This window comes from Streptomyces sp. SJL17-4 (assembly GCF_036826855.1).
Taxonomy (GTDB): domain Bacteria; phylum Actinomycetota; class Actinomycetes; order Streptomycetales; family Streptomycetaceae; genus Streptomyces.
In genome coordinates this window covers 3,163,900-3,179,242 of sequence record NZ_CP104578.1, presented here as the reverse complement: position 1 = coordinate 3,179,242, position 15,343 = coordinate 3,163,900, and the positions used below count along the sequence as shown (strand labels likewise).

Here is a 15,343-nt window from a genome sequence, read left to right as displayed (position 1 = left end):
CGCATCGCGCCGCCCTCAGAAACGGCCTCCGCCGCCCAGCCGGCCGCGCGTGCCGCTGCCGCCGAAGCTGCCGGGCCCGCCGCCGAAACCTCCGCCCCCGAAACCCCCGCCCGAACCTCCACCGAACCCCCCATGTCCGCCTCCCCTTCCCCCGCCGAACAGTCCGCCGAGGATGATGCCGCCGAGCACCGCACCGCCGAGCCCGCCGCCACCGCCCCCTCCTACCCCTGATACACCGCCCAGGCCGTTCGGGTTCCCATACGTCCGGACGTCCCGCTCGGCGAGGTCCTGGGCCCGTCGGGCGAGGGCATCCGCCTGCCGGGCCTCCGCGAGGGCGGCCTGAGGGTCGTCGGCCTCGGCGAGCCCCCGCGCCTTCTCCCAGCGCCGCTGGGCCTCGGCAAGACGCGTACGGGCCTCACTGCCCACGGCGCCCCGATGGGTGGTGACGTAGTCCGAGGCCGCCCCGATCGCCGAGCGGGCCGTCAGCATCGCCTGGTCGAGGAGCGCGCGGGCGCGCCGGCTGCCCGACTCGCGCTCCCGCGCGCCTTCCAGCGCCTCGTCGAGCACCGCGTCGGCCTCCTCCACCCGGCGCAGGGAGTCGAGCGGGTCGTACCGTCCGGTGTCCATGACCCGCCGCACCTCGGCGAGCACCGATTCGGCGCGGGCGACCCGGCCCTGGAGATCGGCCGTCGACACTCCTTCGGCGGTCCCCCGCAGCAGCCCCCGGGCCTCCGCCAGGTCGGCGTCCGTCTCCGACAGGGCGCCCGGCAGCTTGCCGACCGCCTCGGCCAGTTCCTGCGCCCGCCGGTCCACCGCCTCGACCAGCCGGGCCGCCTGGTCCACGGCGCCCTCGGCCGCCCGGATGTGGACGGCGGCCCCGCCGTTGTCACCGGTGTCGATCCGCTGGCGGGCCTCGTTGATGTGGGTCGTCGCGAAGACGAGCCGGTCCTTGGCCTGCTCGACGTCGCCGGCGACGGGCGCGGCGGCCGTCTCGGCGTACCGCTCGCGCATCGCCGTCAGGGCCGCCTCGGCCATGCCCATGCTCCCGGTCCGGTCCCGGAAGGCGGCCTCGACGGTGGCCAGCGCCTCGGGCGCGGTCCGCTCCAGGGCCCGCAACCGGTCGAAGTCCTCGCTCTCGGCATCGAGACGGGCGTTCGCCTCCGCGCAGCGGCGCAGGATCTCGTCGAGCATGGACCGCCGGGTCGAGTCGTCCTCGGCGAAGGCGTCGTCGAGTTTCTGCCGCAGCCGGAACGAGGCCGTCAGCTGCTCCTTGGCGAAGGCGACCGCCTCGGTGAAGGGCCGTACAGCCTCGTCGCCGAACTGGGCGGACGCGAAGCCGAGTTCCTCCTGGCTGGTGCGGACGGCGTCGTCGGTGGCGACCAGCGTCTGCCGGGCCTGCCCGTCGAGCTCGTCGAGGGACGGCGGGGCGGGTTCCTTCGGGGCGCCCCAGCCCTGTCCGCCCTGCGGCGTGGTGCGGGTCTCGGTCCGCCGGCGCCGCTTGGTGAACGCGTAGGCCGCCACGGCCCCCGCGCCGCCGACCAGGACCACGGGCAGCACCAGATCGGTCGCCGAGGCGCCGTCGTCGACCGCCCCGCCCGGATCGGCGGGACCGGGGGTGATGGCCGGTGTGGGGACGGGCCGCCCGGCGAGGGCGGCGGAGTAGCCGTCGGCCGCGCCGATCGCGGCGCCCGCCCAGTCGTTCTGCCGCAGCGCCGGTTCGATCGCGGTCCGGGCCACGTCGTCGAGCTGCCCCTGGGTGAGGCGCGCGTCCGGGTCGGCGGAGTAGCCGTACTGGCGGTCGTGGGTGGCGACGGCGAGCAGCACGTCGTCGACCCCGAGGCCGTTGCGCTCGGCCGTGGCATCGGACCAGGCCTGGCCCGTACGGCCGGAGAAGTCCCGCACGTAGACGACGAAGAGCTGGATCCGCCGGTCGTCGTAGAGCCGGTCGAGGGCCTGGACCACGGAGGCACGACGGTCGCCCAGGGCGTCCACCCGGTCGGTGATCTGCCCGTCACGGGACAGGACGACGGGGTCGTCGGCATGGGCACCGTGAACGGCGGGCACGAGGAGCCACCACGCCGCCACCAGTACCGCGAGAAGGGCTCGGGTGGCTATTCGCGTCACAATGGGGAGGTTATGTCCGTGTATGCCGCCCCGCGACCGGACGATCGTGCCCCACGGAAACCATTCTCCACAGCCCCGCGTCACTGTCGGTAGCCACCGCTACGGTGAGAAGCGGTGGGAGACGTGACACCACGGCACGAACGACGGCACGAGGGGGCTCGGGTGAGTGGACGACTGAGGAGAGTGTGGCGACGGGGGCGCTGGTTCCTGCTCGGCCTTGTCCTCGTCCTCGTGGTGCCCCCGCTGTTCGGCGCGCTCGCCCTGCGTGTCAACTACGCGGGCGACCTCAGGGACGACGCGAAGACCCGGGACAAGGACGCCATCTGGCTCGGCCACGCCTGGGTCGACGGGCGGAAGAAGGACGCCGACCTCGCCGCGTTCGCCGCGAGGATCAAGGACACGGGCATACGCGACCTGTACGTCCACGCCGGGCCCCTGGAGCACGACGGCACCCTGCCCGCCGCCAAGTACCCGCGCGCGAAGTGGTTCATCGACGCCGTGCACCGCACGATGCCCGGGATACGGGTGCAGGCCTGGCTCGGTGACGTCCTGGCCAACGACGGACCCGACGGACTGCACCTCGACAAGGCGGAGTCCCGCGCGGCCGTGGTGACCTCGGCCCGGCAGATCCTGGACGTCGGCTTCGACGGGGTCCACTTCGACCTGGAGCCGCTGCTCTCCGACGACACCGACTACCTCTCCCTCCTCGACGACCTCGGAGAGGTCACCCGGCCGCGGAAGGCGCAGCTCTCCATCGCCGCCCACCAGATCGACCCCTTCCCCGGCCTGCACTCGGCCAACAGCCTGGTCACGGGCAAGGAGAAGTGGTGGTCGCAGGAGTTCTTCGGACAGGTCGCCCGGCGCGTCGACCAGATCGCCGTCATGTCGTACGACACGTGGATGCCCCTGGAGAGCCTGTACGGCGGGTACGTCGCCCAGCAGACCAGCCTCGCCCTCGAAGTGACCCCCGAGTCGACCGACCTCCTGATGGGGCTCCCCTTCTTCCACGAGGACGACCTGGGTCACCACGAGAACGCGGAGACCGTCGAGGCCGCCGTCCGGGGCGTCAGACTCGGCCTGGGGCGCACCGACCCCGACCGCGCACCGTTCGGCGTGGCACTGTACGTCGACTTCGCCGCGGAGGAGGGCGACTGGGCGGCCTACCGCGCCAACTGGCACTGAGCTGCGCGGGCACCACCCGCGCACCTGGAAGCGACCCCGCGTACCGGGGGCGGCCGGGCCGGAGGAGGATGGGGCCATCGGCGCGAACCGTCGCCGCGCACGGGGGAGCCCACCATGACGAGCCGTCTCTTGATGCCCTTCCGGACCGCCGGCGCGGGTTCCGCACCGGACGCGGAGACCGCCGGGTCGACCCGGCCCACGCAGATCCTGGACCTGGCGCACCCCCGGGTCGCCGCGCTCGTGACCAGGGTGCGGCGTGTGGCGGACGAGCGGGGCGCGACGACCGACCGCGACCGGCTGCGGACCGCCCACGGCATCATCGCCGCCTCCGTGCGGCCGGTGTACTCCGTGGAGGACCTGCGCCGGGTGTCGCGGACACTGCGGCTCGGGCGCGGCTCGTGCAGTCAGCGCATGGCGGTCCTGGAGGCGGTGGCCCGGTCCCTCGACGTGCCCACCCGGGTCCGGGGCCTGCTCGTCGACGGCGTCTTCTGGTACCCGCGCTTCCCGAAGCTGCGCCCGTTCGTGCCCGAGGAGGTGCTGCTCGCCTGGCCCGAGTTCCTGCTGGACGACACCTGGGTGCCGGTCGCGGAACTCTTCGCGGGTCAGATCACCGGCCCCGCCCCCGCGGACGCCTTCACCAACGACGGTGCGGAGACCCTCTTCGAGGCCGTGGCCCGGACCACCGTCGACTGGGACGCCCCGGCCGCCTGCGCCGGATCGGCCCCTTGCGACCTCTCCGCCCACCTGCGGACCGACCTGGGCCGCTTCACCTCCCGCGACGAGTTGTTCGCCCGGCACGGTCAGACCCTCTGCCTCCCCGCCCGCACCCTCGCCGAGCCGCTCCTCGGCCGCTGGAGCGCGGGCGCGGGGGCAGGGGCAGGGGCAGGGGCAGGGGCAGGCACAAGTCCTACGTCTTCCGCCGCCTGATCGTGTTCCCGAGCCACACCAGCGGGTCGTACTTCCGGTCCACGACCCGCTCCTTCATCGGGATCAGGGCGTTGTCGGTGATGTGGATGGACTCGGGGCACACCTCCGTACAGCACTTGGTGATGTTGCAGTAGCCGAGTCCGTGCTCCTCCTGCGCGGTCCGCTGCCGGTCGAGCCCCGCCTCCTCCGCCGCGTCCAGCGGGTGCATGTCGAGCTCCGCGACCCGCATGAGGAACCGGGGCCCGGCGAAGGACTCCTTGTTCTCCTCGTGGTCGCGCACCACATGGCAGGTGTCCTGGCACAGGAAGCACTCGATGCACTTCCTGAACTCCTGCGAGCGCTCCACGTCCTCCTGCCGCATCCGGTACTCGCCGGGACCCACCCCGGCGGGCGGCACGAAGGCCGGGATCTCCCGGGCCTTCGCATAGTTGAAGGACACGTCCGTGACCAGGTCGCGTACGACCGGGAAGGCCCGCAACGGGGTCACGGTGATCACCTCGTCCCGGGCGAAGACCGACATCCGGGTCATGCAGAGCAGCCGCGGCCTGCCGTTGATCTCGGCCGAGCACGAACCGCACTTGCCCGCCTTGCAGTTCCACCGCACCGCGAGATCCGGCGTCTGGGTGGCCTGCAGGCGGTGCACCACGTCGAGGACGACCTCGCCGTCGTGGACCTCCACCGTGTAGTCGGTCAGTTCGCCGCCGTCGGCGTCTCCCCGCCACACCCGGAACCGCGCGTCGTACGTGCTCATGCGCCCTGCTCCCCTTCCAGGCTTACCAGCTCGTCCTCGGCGAGGTACTTCGCCAGCTCCTCCTGCTCGAACAACGCGAGCAGGTCGGGCCGTACGGGCTCCGTGCGGGTCCTTTCGAGGGCGATCCCGTCGCCGTCCAGATGGCACAGCAGGTTCACCGGGCGCCAGGCGCGGTCCATCGCCGGGTAGTCCTCGCGGGTGTGTCCGCCGCGGGACTCGGTGCGTTCCAGGGCGGCGCGGGCCACGCACTCGCCGACGAGCAGCATGTTCCGCAGGTCGAGGGCGAGGTGCCAGCCGGGGTTGAACTGCCGGTGGCCCTCGACCGCGACCCGCCGGGCCCGGGCGCGCAGGGCGGCGATCCGGTCCAGGGCCTCGGCCATCTCGCCCTCCCGCCGGATGATCCCGACGAGGTCGTTCATCGTCTGCTGGAGTTCCTGGTGGAGGGTGTACGGATTCTCCGGAGGGCCCGCGTCTTCCTCGGGCCCGCGGGCGCCGTCGCTTCCGCCGGACGCCGACCCGAACGGAGCCAGCGCCTCCGCCGCCGCGGCCTCGACGTCCGCCGCCACGATCCGGCCCCCGGCCCCCGACAGCGCGTACTGCGCCGCGTACAGACCCGCCCGCCGGCCGAAGACCAGCAGGTCGGAGAGGGAGTTCCCGCCGAGCCGGTTGGAGCCGTGCATGCCGCCGGCCACCTCACCGGCCGCGAACAGTCCGGGAACGCCGACCGTCGCCGCCGTCTCGGAGTCGACGTTGACGCCGCCCATCACGTAGTGGCAGGTGGGGCCCACCTCCATGGCCTCCGCCGTGATGTCGACATCGGCCAGCTCCTTGAACTGGTGGTACATCGAGGGCAGCCGACGCTTGATCGTCTCGGCCGGCATCCGGGTCGACACGTCCAGGAACACCCCGCCGTGCGGGGACCCGCGGCCCGCCTTCACCTCGGAGTTGATGGCCCGCGCCACCTCGTCGCGCGGCAGCAGCTCGGGCGGGCGGCGGTTGTGGTCGGGATCCTCGTACCAGCGGTCGCCCTCCTCCTCCGTCTCCGCGTACTTCTCCTTGAAGACGTCGGGGACGTAGTCGAACATGAAGCGCCGGCCCTCGGAGTTCCGCAGCACCCCGCCGTCCCCGCGGACGGACTCGGTGACGAGGATGCCCTTCACCGACGGCGGCCAGACCATGCCGGTCGGATGGAACTGCACGAACTCCATGTTCACCAGGGGCGCGCCCGCGAGCAGGGCGAGGGCGTGCCCGTCTCCGGTGTACTCCCAGGAGTTCGAGGTCACCTTGAAGGACTTGCCGATGCCGCCGGTCGCGAGGACGACGGCGGGCGCCTCCAGGACGAGGAAGCGCCCGCTCTCCCGCTCGTAACAGAAGACCCCGGAGACCCGCCCGTCACCGTCCTTGAGGATCCGGGTGACGGTGAACTCCTGGAAGACCTTCAGCCGGCCCTCGTGGTCGCCGGTCTCGCGGTGGTCCTCCTGCTGGAGTCCGACGGACTTCTGCTGGAGGGTGCGGAGCAGTTCGAGGCCGGTGCGGTCGCCGACGTGCGCGAGCCGCGGGTACTCGTGGCCGCCGAAGTTGCGCTGCGAGATCCGGCCGTCCGGGGTGCGGTCGAAGAGCGCGCCCCAGGTCTCCAGCTCCCAGACCCGCTCGGGGGCCTCCTGGGCGTGCAGCTCGGCCATCCGCCACTGGTTGAGGAACTTCCCGCCGCGCATGGTGTCGCGGAAGTGCGTCTTCCAGTCGTCCTGCGGGTGCACATTGGCCATGGAGGCGGCGATTCCGCCCTCGGCCATCACGGTGTGGGCCTTGCCGAAGAGGGATTTGCAGATGACCGCCGTACGGGCTCCGGCCCGGCGCGCCTCGATCGCGGCCCGCAGCCCGGCGCCGCCCGCGCCGACCACGACCACGTCCCACTGCTCTCGCTCGACGTGCGTCATCTCAGAAGAACCTCGGGTCGTCGAAGGTGCCGGTGGCGAGCAGGTACACGTACAGGTCGCAGAGGGCGACGCTGATCAGGGAGGACCAGGCGAGCAGCATGTGGCGGGCGTTCAGCCGGCCGACCCAGGTCCACAGCCGGTAGCGGACCGGATGCTTCGAGAAGTGCTTGAGCCGGCCGCCGACGATGTGCCGGCAGGAGTGGCAGGAGAGGGTGTACGCCCAGATAAGGGCGATGTTGATGAGGAAGATGAGCGTCCCGAGACCGGCGTGGCCCCAGGCGTAGTCGGCGTTCCGGAAGGTGAGCACCGTGTCGTACGTGAGGATTCCGGCCACCGGCAGCGCGGCGTAGAAGAAGTACCGGTGGAGGTTCTGCAGGAGCAGCGGGAAGCGGGTCTCGCCGGTGTACGACCCGTGGGGTTCGGCGACCGCGCAGGCCGGGGGAGACGCCCAGAAGCCCCGGTAGTACGCCTTCCGGTAGTAGTAGCAGGTCAGCCGGAACCCCAGCGGGAAGACCAGGATCAGCAGCGCGGGTGAGAGGCCCCACCAACTGCCGAAGATCTCCCAGTTCGGTCCGTCCTTCATCGGGACGCAGTTCTCCGCCAGACAGGGCGAGTAGAACGGCGAGACGTAGGGGGCGGCGTAGTAGTCGGCGTTGGCGAAGGCCCGCCAGGTCGAGTACGCGACGAAGGCGAGCAGTCCGGCGGCCGTCGCCGCGGGGGAGAGCCACCAGCGGTCGGTGCGCAGATGTCGGGCGGCGATGGCGGCGCGCCCCGGGGAGCGCACCCCCGTGGCGGTTCCGGGCGGTTCCGTACCTGTGGCCAACAGGCCCTCCTACGGTCGGTTGCCGGTACGTCCCGCGGCGCGTGGCGTCTTGCCCCGCGTGGCGTCTGACCCCGCGTGGCGTCCTACGGCGCGTGGCGGTCGCGTGCTCCCAGTCCCTCGTCGTCCGTATCCGTCCACAGCCCGCTGTCGTACGGGGCGTCGGGGATGGTCACCAGGCTTTCGGCGCGTCCCTCCTGCGGCGCGGCGGGTGCGCCCCGCTCGGCCGTGACGGAGCGCTCGAGCTGTCCGACGGTGCGGACCAGGTCTTCGAGGCAGCGCTTGACGGCTGCCAGATCGTCCTGAACGGACATGGTTGCCCTCACTTCCGCGAGCGGCTTCGGCAGGAGTGTCGCGCGTCACATTCCCGCTTGGGAAGCCATGTGCACGGGATTCCACTCGTCCGGAGCGCTCCTTCTCCGGCGATTGGGCCGCACGAGTGGGGTTTCCCGGACGTGCCGCCGTGTCGCCGTGGCCGGATCCGCTCCGTCCTTTTCAGTGTATGAGCAATAGGTGTGATCATCTCCAAATGGAATGAATCTGGACGAAGGGGTACAAGTCATGTCCCAGATCGGCGCCCCTCGCGGGAGGACATGCTCCAGGAGCCCCCGCTCCCGCACGCTCCGCTCCGTCGCCACCCTCACCAGCGCCGTCCTCGCCGTCGCCGTCCTCGCCGGGTGCAGTTCCACCGACGAGGCCGACGAGAGCCGGGCCGCGGTCCAGGACAACGCGCCCGCAGCCCGCGACAAGGTCGCCGACGGAGGCACTCTGCGCTGGGCCGTCGACGCGCTCCCCACCACCCTCAACACCTTCCAGGCCGACGCCGACGGCACCACCTCCCGGATCGCCGGGGCCGTGCTCCCCGCCCTCTACACACTCGACGAGCGGGGCAGACCACAGCGGAACCCCGACTACCTGGAGTCCGCGCAGGTCGTCGAGACGGAGCCCAAGCAGGTCGTCCTCTACAAGCTCAACCAGCAGGCGGAGTGGAGCGACGGACGCGAGATCGGGGCACCCGACTTCGTGGCCCAGTGGCGGGCGCTGAGCGGCCGCGACACCGCGTACTGGACCGCGCGGAACTCCGGCTACGAGCGGATCGAGAAGATCGAGCGGGGCAAGAACGACCTGGAGGTACGGGTCACCTTCTCCAAGCCCTACGCCGACTGGCAGTCCCTCTTCACCCCGCTCTACCCGAAGCAGGTGATGGGCTCCCCGAACTCCTTCAACGACGGGGCCCGCACCACCCTCAAGGCCACCGCAGGACCGTTCCTGCTGAAGACGATCGACCGCAAGAACGGCGATGTCACCCTCGCCCGCAACCCCCGCTGGTGGGGACAGCCGGCCAAGCTCGACAGCATGGTCCTCAAGGCCGTCGCCCGCGCCGACCGGGCGGAGGCCCTCGCCGAGGGCACCCTCGATCTGGCCGAGATCGACCGGTCCACCGCCGAGCGCATCTCCCTCGCCCTCCGCGACGCCCGCGCCGGGCGCAGCGGCGCCCAGGCCGCCCTCGCCCACGGCCCCGGCTCCTCGATCACGCCCTCCAAGGCCCTGAAGTCCTGGGCGCTGGCCCACGGCTCCGACGAGGAGAAGGCGGAGGAGGTCCAGGCCGCCCGCGAGAAGAACCAGAAGGCCATCGCCGCGTACGCGAGCGCCCAGGACATCCTGGCGAAGTACGTCGTCCGCAAGTCCCTGGAGCCCGCCTACACCCAGCTCTCGCTGAACGGCGAGTCCGGGCCGCTCGCCGACGAGCGGGTACGGCGAGCGGTGGCCCGCGCGATCAACCGCCGGGAACTGGCCGAATCCGTACTCAAGCCGCTCGGCCTCCCGGCGGATCCCCCCGGCAGCCATCTGGCCCTCGCGGGCCAGGCCGCGTACGCGGACAGCAGCGACGCCCTCGGCAACCAGGACACCAAGGAGGCGCGGGCCCTCCTGGCCGACGCGGGCTGGGTCCCCGGCGGCGCGGCCAGGAAGCCCGCGGGCGCGGGCACCAAGGCGGGCAGCGAGGCCGAGAAGAAGGCCGAGGACGCGAAGAAGGAGGGCGCCGAGAAGGAGGGCGCGAAGAAGGAGGGCGCCGAGAAGAAGGGCGCCGAGAAGCAAGGCGCCGAGAAGGCGGGCGAGAAGAAGGACGCCGCAGGCTCCACCGACGCCAAGAAGCAGGCCGCCGACACCGCCTCCGACGAGGGCCTCTACATCGTCGGCGACGACAAGCCGGGCGAGCGCCGGGCCGCCCCCGCCCCCGTCATCGGCGCCGCCGGCCCCGAGAACGGCACCAACATCCTCGCCCCGGCCCCCGCGGCCGCACGCCAGAGCGCCGCGCTCCTCGCCCGCGCCGAGGCACTCGACACCGGTACGGGCGCCGGCGCGCACGCCGCCCAGACGATCGCGCGTACGGACAAGGGCGTCGCCGGCGCCTACGCCCCGCGCGGCACCGCAGCCCCCGTGACGGCGCCCGAGGCGAGCAAGGCCCTCGGCAAGGACGGCAAGGCGCTCAGCCTCCGCTTCGTCCTGCCGTCCGGCCCCGGCTCCGAGTCGCTGCGGGCCGTCGGCGACCGGATCGTCCGGATGCTCGACGCCGTCGGCATCCGCACCGAGGTCACCAAGGTCTCCGACGACAGCTTCTTCAAGGACCACGTGGCCTCGGGCGACTACGACCTGGCGCTCTACTCCTGGCCCGCCTCCGCCTTCCCGGCGACCGACGCCCGGCCGATCTTCGCCAAGCCCGAGCCCGCCTCGGACGGCTCACTCCTGGTCGAGCAGAACTACTCGCGGGTCGGCACCGACCGGATCGACCAGCTGTTCGACCAGGCGGCGGGGACGCTCGACGAGGAGGAGGCCCGGGAGCTGGTGCGCCAGGCCGACGCCCGGATCTGGGCCGCCGCCGGCTCCATTCCCCTCTACCAGCGCCCGCAGCTCGTCGCCGCCAAGGCGGATCTGGTGAACGCCGGCGCCTGGGGCCTGGCCGCTCCGCGCTACCAGGACATCGGCTTCAAGAAGGCCGAGACGTCCAAGGGCGCCGAGCTCAACCCCTGACCACGCCGAGCTCAGCCCCTGACCCACCGAGCTCAGCCCCTGACCCACCGAGCTCAGCCCCTGACCCACCGAGCTCAAGCCTGACCGCACCGAGCAGGCTCCGGCGGGGGCACCGAACCCCCCGAAAGCCCTGAAACCGCAGGTCACAACCTCAGAAGCAGCTCAATTTCCTTGCCCGCCGGTGATCCCGGCGGGCAGGATCGCGTCGGCCCTTTGACCCGGTCGCACGACCTCCCCCACACCCTTGCTCACTCGCAGGTGAACTTCTCGGATCTTGGCCGGGGAAGCCCCTTGCGCGGCAGCCCCGTACCATAGGACATAGCCGTGGCGCGTCCGCCCGGCGGGCGTACGAGGAACTGACGCCGCATCCCACGATCCGAGAGAAGCGCAAGCACCCATGCCCACGCGCCACGACATCCGTAACGTCGCCATCGTCGCCCACGTCGACCATGGCAAGACGACCATCGTCGACGCCATGCTCAAGCAGGCCGGTGCCTTCGCCGCCCACCAGCAGCTCGACGACCGCATGATGGACTCGAACGACCTGGAGCGTGAGAAGGGCATCACGATCCTCGCCAAGAACACGGCGGTGAAGTATCACCCCAAGGACGGCGGGGCCCCGATCACGATCAACATCATCGACACCCCCGGTCACGCCGACTTCGGTGGCGAGGTCGAGCGCGGTCTGTCGATGGTGGACGCGGTCGTCCTCCTCGTGGACGCCTCCGAGGGTCCCCTCCCGCAGACCCGCTTCGTGCTGCGCAAGGCCCTCCAGCAGCGCAAGCCCGTCATCCTCTGCATCAACAAGACGGACCGCCCGGACTCCCGGATCGACGAGGTCGTCAACGAGACCTACGACCTCTTCCTCGACCTGGACGCGGACGAGGACCAGATCGAGTTCCCGATCGTCTACGCCTGTGGCCGTGACGGCATCGCCTCGCTGACCAAGCCGGAGAACGGCACGGTGCCGGCCGACAGCGACAGCCTGGAGCCGTTCTTCTCCGCCATCCTGGAGCACGTCCCGGCCCCGGTGTACGACGAGGAGGCCCCGCTCCAGGCCCACGTCACCAACCTCGACGCCGACAACTTCCTCGGCCGCATCGCGCTGCTCCGCGTCGAGCAGGGCGAGCTGCGCAAGGGCCAGACGGTCGCGTGGATCAAGCGGGACGGCACGATCTCCAACGTCCGCATCACCGAGCTGATGATGACCGAGGCGCTCACCCGCAAGCCGGCCGAGGTCGCCGGCCCCGGTGACATCTGCGCCGTCGCCGGTATCCCCGACATCATGATCGGCGAGACCCTGGCCGACCCGGAGAACCCGATCGCGCTGCCGCTGATCACGGTCGACCAGCCGGCGATCTCCATGACCATCGGTACGAACACCTCGCCGCTCGTCGGCCGCGGTGGCACGGGCAAGGGCGCGGACGCCAAGTCCGCGGTCAAGCAGCGCAAGGTCACCGCCCGCCAGGTGAAGGACCGTCTGGACCGCGAGCTCATCGGTAACGTCTCGCTCCGCGTCCTCGACACCGAGCGTCCCGACGCCTGGGAGGTCCAGGGCCGTGGTGAGCTCGCGCTCGCCATCCTGGTCGAGCAGATGCGCCGCGAGGGCTTCGAGCTGACCATCGGCAAGCCGCAGGTCGTCACCAAGGAGGTCGACGGCAAGGTCCACGAGCCCGTCGAGCGCCTCACGGTCGACGTGCCCGAGGAGCACATGGGCGCGGTCACGCAGCTCATGGGTGTCCGCAAGGGCCGCATGGACAACATGTCGAACCACGGCTCCGGCTGGGTCCGCATGGAGTTCGTCGTTCCGTCCCGTGGCCTCATCGGCTTCCGTACGGAGTTCCTCACCAACACCCGCGGCACGGGCATCGCCCACTCGATCCACGAGGGCCACGAGCCGTGGTTCGGCACGCTGACGACCCGTAACAACGGTTCGCTGGTCGCCGACCGCGCCGGCGCCGTCACCGCCTTCGCGATGACGAACCTCCAGGAGCGCGGTGTCCTGTTCACCGACCCCGGCACCGAGGTGTACGAGGGCATGATCGTCGGCGAGAACTCGCGCTCCGACGACATGGACGTGAACATCACCAAGGAGAAGAAGCTCACCAACATGCGCTCCGCCTCGGCCGACTCCTTCGAGGCGATCGTCCCGCCGCGCAAGCTGTCGCTGGAGCAGTCCCTGGAGTTCTGCCGCGACGACGAGTGCGTCGAGGTCACCCCGGAGGCCGTGCGCATCCGCAAGGTCATCCTGGACCAGAACGCGCGTGGCCGCGCGTCCTCCCGCGCCAAGAACGGCTGATCTCCGGCCTGACCAAGTCGACTGGACCTCGGCGGATTCGCCGGGGTCCAGTCGCATGGGGGCGGCTGCCGCCACTCCCCGACTCCACACCCAGTACCGCTGCGACCGGGGCATCCCGGTGACCGGAGGCCCGGTACCCCTCGCGGGGTGCCGGGCCTCCGGCTGTGCGGGAGGAGTGGACGGACGGCAGGTGGGCAGGGAGGAACCAGTGCCTCCCACTTCGGCGTCAAGTCCAATTCCATGACGGACCGTCCGCATTCCGGTCATCGCTCTCCGGTACGTGTGTTAACAGTCCGTTTCGAGTGTGTCTGTCTGTGCTCGCTTTGTCCGTATTTCGATCCCTAGGGTCTAAGTGATGTTGTCAAAACGAGACCGCTTAACTGTGGTTTACGGCCCGGACGTGCTCAATAGTTGGCTCAGTTGAGCTCGGGTCAATGGGTCAAGCACTGTGGGGAGTGACGACTCACGAGCACACTCGGGGCACTTGGAGTCCTGGGCCGTCAGGGGTGTCGGCTGTCTCCAGGGCCCTCTTCGTAGTGACTAGTGGACTCATGAGGAGGAACCCATGCGCGGTGCCAAGAGCGCCAAGTGGGTAGCGGGCGCGATCGTCGTCGCCCTGGCAGCAACCGCCTGTGGCGGGAACGACAAGGGCACGGAAGGCAAGGACGGCAAGGCCAAGGCCGGCGGCTCGGTGAGCGTCGGTATCTCCGAGCCGAAGCGCCTTGTGCCGCAGACCACGACCGAGTCCGAGGGCTCGCAGGTGCTGGACGCGCTGTTCCGTCCGCTCGTCAGCTACGACGACAAGAACCAGCCGGTCGAGGACGCCGCCCAGTCGATCACGACGACGGACAACTCGCTCTGGACCGTGAAGATCAAGCCGGGCCAGAAGTTCCACGACGGCACTCCGGTGACCGCCAAGAGCTACGTCCAGGGCTGGAACTGGGGCGCCTACGGCCCGAACGCGGCCGACGGCAACTACTTCTTCGCCACCATCGAGGGCTACGACGCCCTCAACCCGGCGGACCCGGACGGCGAGGAGGGCCCGAAGAAGGCCCCCGCGCCGAGCGCCAAGGAGATGTCGGGCCTCAAGGTCGTCGACGACACCACCTTCACGGTCAAGCTGGCGAAGCCCTTCGCCGACTACAAGACCGTCCTCGGCTACACGGTGTTCTACCCGCTGCCGGACTCCGCCATCGCCAACATCAAGGCGTACGAGCAGGCTCCGATCGGCCAGGGCGCCTTCAAGATCGAGGGCAAGTGGGACCACAACAAGTCGATCAAGGTCGTCAAGAACCCTGACTACACGGGCACGAACAAGCCCAACGTGGACTCGGTGACGTACAAGATCTACCAGAAGCAGGAGACGATGTATAAGGACGTCGTCGCCGGCGCCCTGGACGTCATCCCGCAGGTCCCGAGCTCGGAGCTGGCCAACGCCCCGAAGCAGTTCGGTGAGCGCTTCAAGTCCTCCCCGGCCTCGACCTTCCAGTTCGTGTCGTTCCCGACGTACGACAAGAAGTACTCGAAGCCCGAGGTCCGCAAGGCGATCTCCATGGCGATCGACCGGGAAGAGATCACCAAGGTGATCCTCAACGACTCGCAGTCCCCGGCCCGTTCGTTCGTCTCCCCGGTCGTCGGCGGCTACCGCGACAACACCTGTGGCGACGCCTGCAAGTTCGACCCGACCGCTGCCAAGAAGCTGCTCGACAGCGTCGGCGGCATCGAGGGCAACAAGATCAACATCGGCTACAACGGCGATGGTGGTCACAAGGAGTGGGTCGACGCCACCTGCAACCAGGTGAAGAAGAACCTCGGCGTCGACTGCGTCGGCCAGGCCGTCCCGCAGTTCGCCGAGCTGCTGACCCAGGTCGAGCAGAAGAAGTTCTCCGGCATGTTCCGCATGGGCTGGATCATGGACTACCCGTCCATGGAGAACTACCTCGGCCCGCTGTTCACCACCGGTGGTTCCTCGAACTACTACGGCTACAGCAACAAGAAGTTCGACAAGCTCGTCGAGGACGGCCGCGCCGCGAAGACGCCGGCCGAGGCCATCAAGCTCTGGCAGCAGGCCGAGGACGTCCTCGTCCAGGACATGCCGGTGATCCCGCTGCGCTTCGGCAAGAACGTGTTCGCGCACAGCAAGAACGTGTCGAACGTCGAGATGGACCTCTTCAACCGGGTCGACGTCACCAAGATCTCCAAGGCCTAACAGCCTCAGGCATCTGACCCACTTTTAAGAGTCGAGAACGGCGGCGGGGGCGGGCAACACCAGC

At 70.4% G+C, this 15,343-nt stretch carries 10 protein-coding genes; 5 read left to right on the top strand and 5 right to left on the bottom strand.

What is annotated here, in order from left to right; translation table 11 throughout:
* Positions 1-15: 15 nt before the first annotated feature.
* A complete protein-coding gene (locus N5875_RS13775) occupies positions 16-2,124 on the bottom strand; it encodes a TPM domain-containing protein (protein WP_338493961.1) in 2,109 nt (702 codons plus the stop codon).
* A 162-nt stretch (positions 2,125-2,286) separates the two neighbouring features.
* Here N5875_RS13775 and N5875_RS13770 point away from each other — a divergent pair, with 162 nt between their 5' ends.
* Positions 2,287-3,306: a hypothetical protein gene (locus tag N5875_RS13770; RefSeq protein WP_338493958.1), complete on the top strand. Its 1,020-nt coding sequence runs from the start codon at positions 2,287-2,289 to the stop codon at positions 3,304-3,306.
* A gap of 114 nt (positions 3,307-3,420) precedes the next feature.
* Positions 3,421-4,233, top strand: a complete 813-nt coding sequence (locus N5875_RS13765) for a transglutaminase domain-containing protein (protein ID WP_338493955.1) — start codon at positions 3,421-3,423, stop codon at positions 4,231-4,233.
* Here N5875_RS13765 and N5875_RS13760 read toward each other — a convergent pair.
* The 4 genes from N5875_RS13760 to N5875_RS13745 form a co-directional block, all read right to left on the bottom strand.
* Positions 4,214-4,984: a succinate dehydrogenase/fumarate reductase iron-sulfur subunit gene (locus tag N5875_RS13760; protein WP_318209031.1), complete on the bottom strand. Its 771-nt coding sequence runs from the start codon at positions 4,982-4,984 to the stop codon at positions 4,214-4,216. The genes N5875_RS13765 and N5875_RS13760 overlap by 20 nt on opposite strands.
* On the bottom strand, positions 4,981-6,921 hold the full coding sequence (locus tag N5875_RS13755; protein WP_338493952.1) for a fumarate reductase/succinate dehydrogenase flavoprotein subunit: 1,941 nt from the start codon (positions 6,919-6,921) through the stop codon (positions 4,981-4,983). Before N5875_RS13755 ends, N5875_RS13760 begins: the two co-directional genes overlap by 4 nt.
* 1 nt (position 6,922) lies before the next feature.
* Positions 6,923-7,744 carry a hypothetical protein gene (locus N5875_RS13750; RefSeq protein WP_318209033.1) on the bottom strand — a complete coding sequence of 274 codons (822 nt, stop codon included), beginning with the start codon at positions 7,742-7,744 and terminating at the stop codon, positions 6,923-6,925.
* An 83-nt stretch (positions 7,745-7,827) separates the two neighbouring features.
* A complete protein-coding gene (locus tag N5875_RS13745; RefSeq protein WP_318209034.1) occupies positions 7,828-8,055 on the bottom strand; it encodes a hypothetical protein in 228 nt (75 codons plus the stop codon).
* A gap of 247 nt (positions 8,056-8,302) precedes the next feature.
* Between N5875_RS13745 and N5875_RS13740 the strand changes: the two genes are divergently transcribed.
* The 3 genes from N5875_RS13740 to N5875_RS13730 all read left to right on the top strand — a co-directional run bounded on the left by N5875_RS13740 (position 8,303) and on the right by N5875_RS13730 (position 15,279).
* The gene (locus N5875_RS13740; RefSeq protein WP_338493949.1) at positions 8,303-10,771 is read left to right on the top strand and encodes an ABC transporter substrate-binding protein; all 2,469 of its coding nucleotides are present in this window, start codon (positions 8,303-8,305) and stop codon (positions 10,769-10,771) included.
* Between the two features lie 397 nt (positions 10,772-11,168).
* Positions 11,169-13,070, top strand: coding sequence for a translational GTPase TypA (typA, locus tag N5875_RS13735; protein WP_318209036.1), 1,902 nt, complete (start codon positions 11,169-11,171; stop codon positions 13,068-13,070).
* 565 nt (positions 13,071-13,635) lie between these two features.
* Positions 13,636-15,279: an ABC transporter substrate-binding protein gene (locus N5875_RS13730; RefSeq protein WP_338493945.1), complete on the top strand. Its 1,644-nt coding sequence runs from the start codon at positions 13,636-13,638 to the stop codon at positions 15,277-15,279.
* The last annotated feature ends 64 nt before the right edge of the window (positions 15,280-15,343 follow it).

Excerpts from the sequence above, each read along its gene's own strand:
- N5875_RS13745 (WP_318209034.1), bottom strand. The coding sequence starts at position 8,055 with ATGTCCGTTCAGGACGATCTGGCAGCCGTCAAGCGCTGCCTCGAAGAC.
- N5875_RS13765 (WP_338493955.1), top strand. The coding sequence starts at position 3,421 with ATGACGAGCCGTCTCTTGATGCCCTTCCGGACCGCCGGCGCGGGTTCC.
- N5875_RS13730 (WP_338493945.1), top strand. The coding sequence starts at position 13,636 with ATGCGCGGTGCCAAGAGCGCCAAGTGGGTAGCGGGCGCGATCGTCGTC.
- typA (WP_318209036.1), top strand. The coding sequence starts at position 11,169 with ATGCCCACGCGCCACGACATCCGTAACGTCGCCATCGTCGCCCACGTC.
- N5875_RS13755 (WP_338493952.1), bottom strand. The coding sequence starts at position 6,921 with ATGACGCACGTCGAGCGAGAGCAGTGGGACGTGGTCGTGGTCGGCGCG.
- N5875_RS13760 (WP_318209031.1), bottom strand. The coding sequence starts at position 4,984 with ATGAGCACGTACGACGCGCGGTTCCGGGTGTGGCGGGGAGACGCCGAC.
- N5875_RS13740 (WP_338493949.1), top strand. The coding sequence starts at position 8,303 with ATGTCCCAGATCGGCGCCCCTCGCGGGAGGACATGCTCCAGGAGCCCC.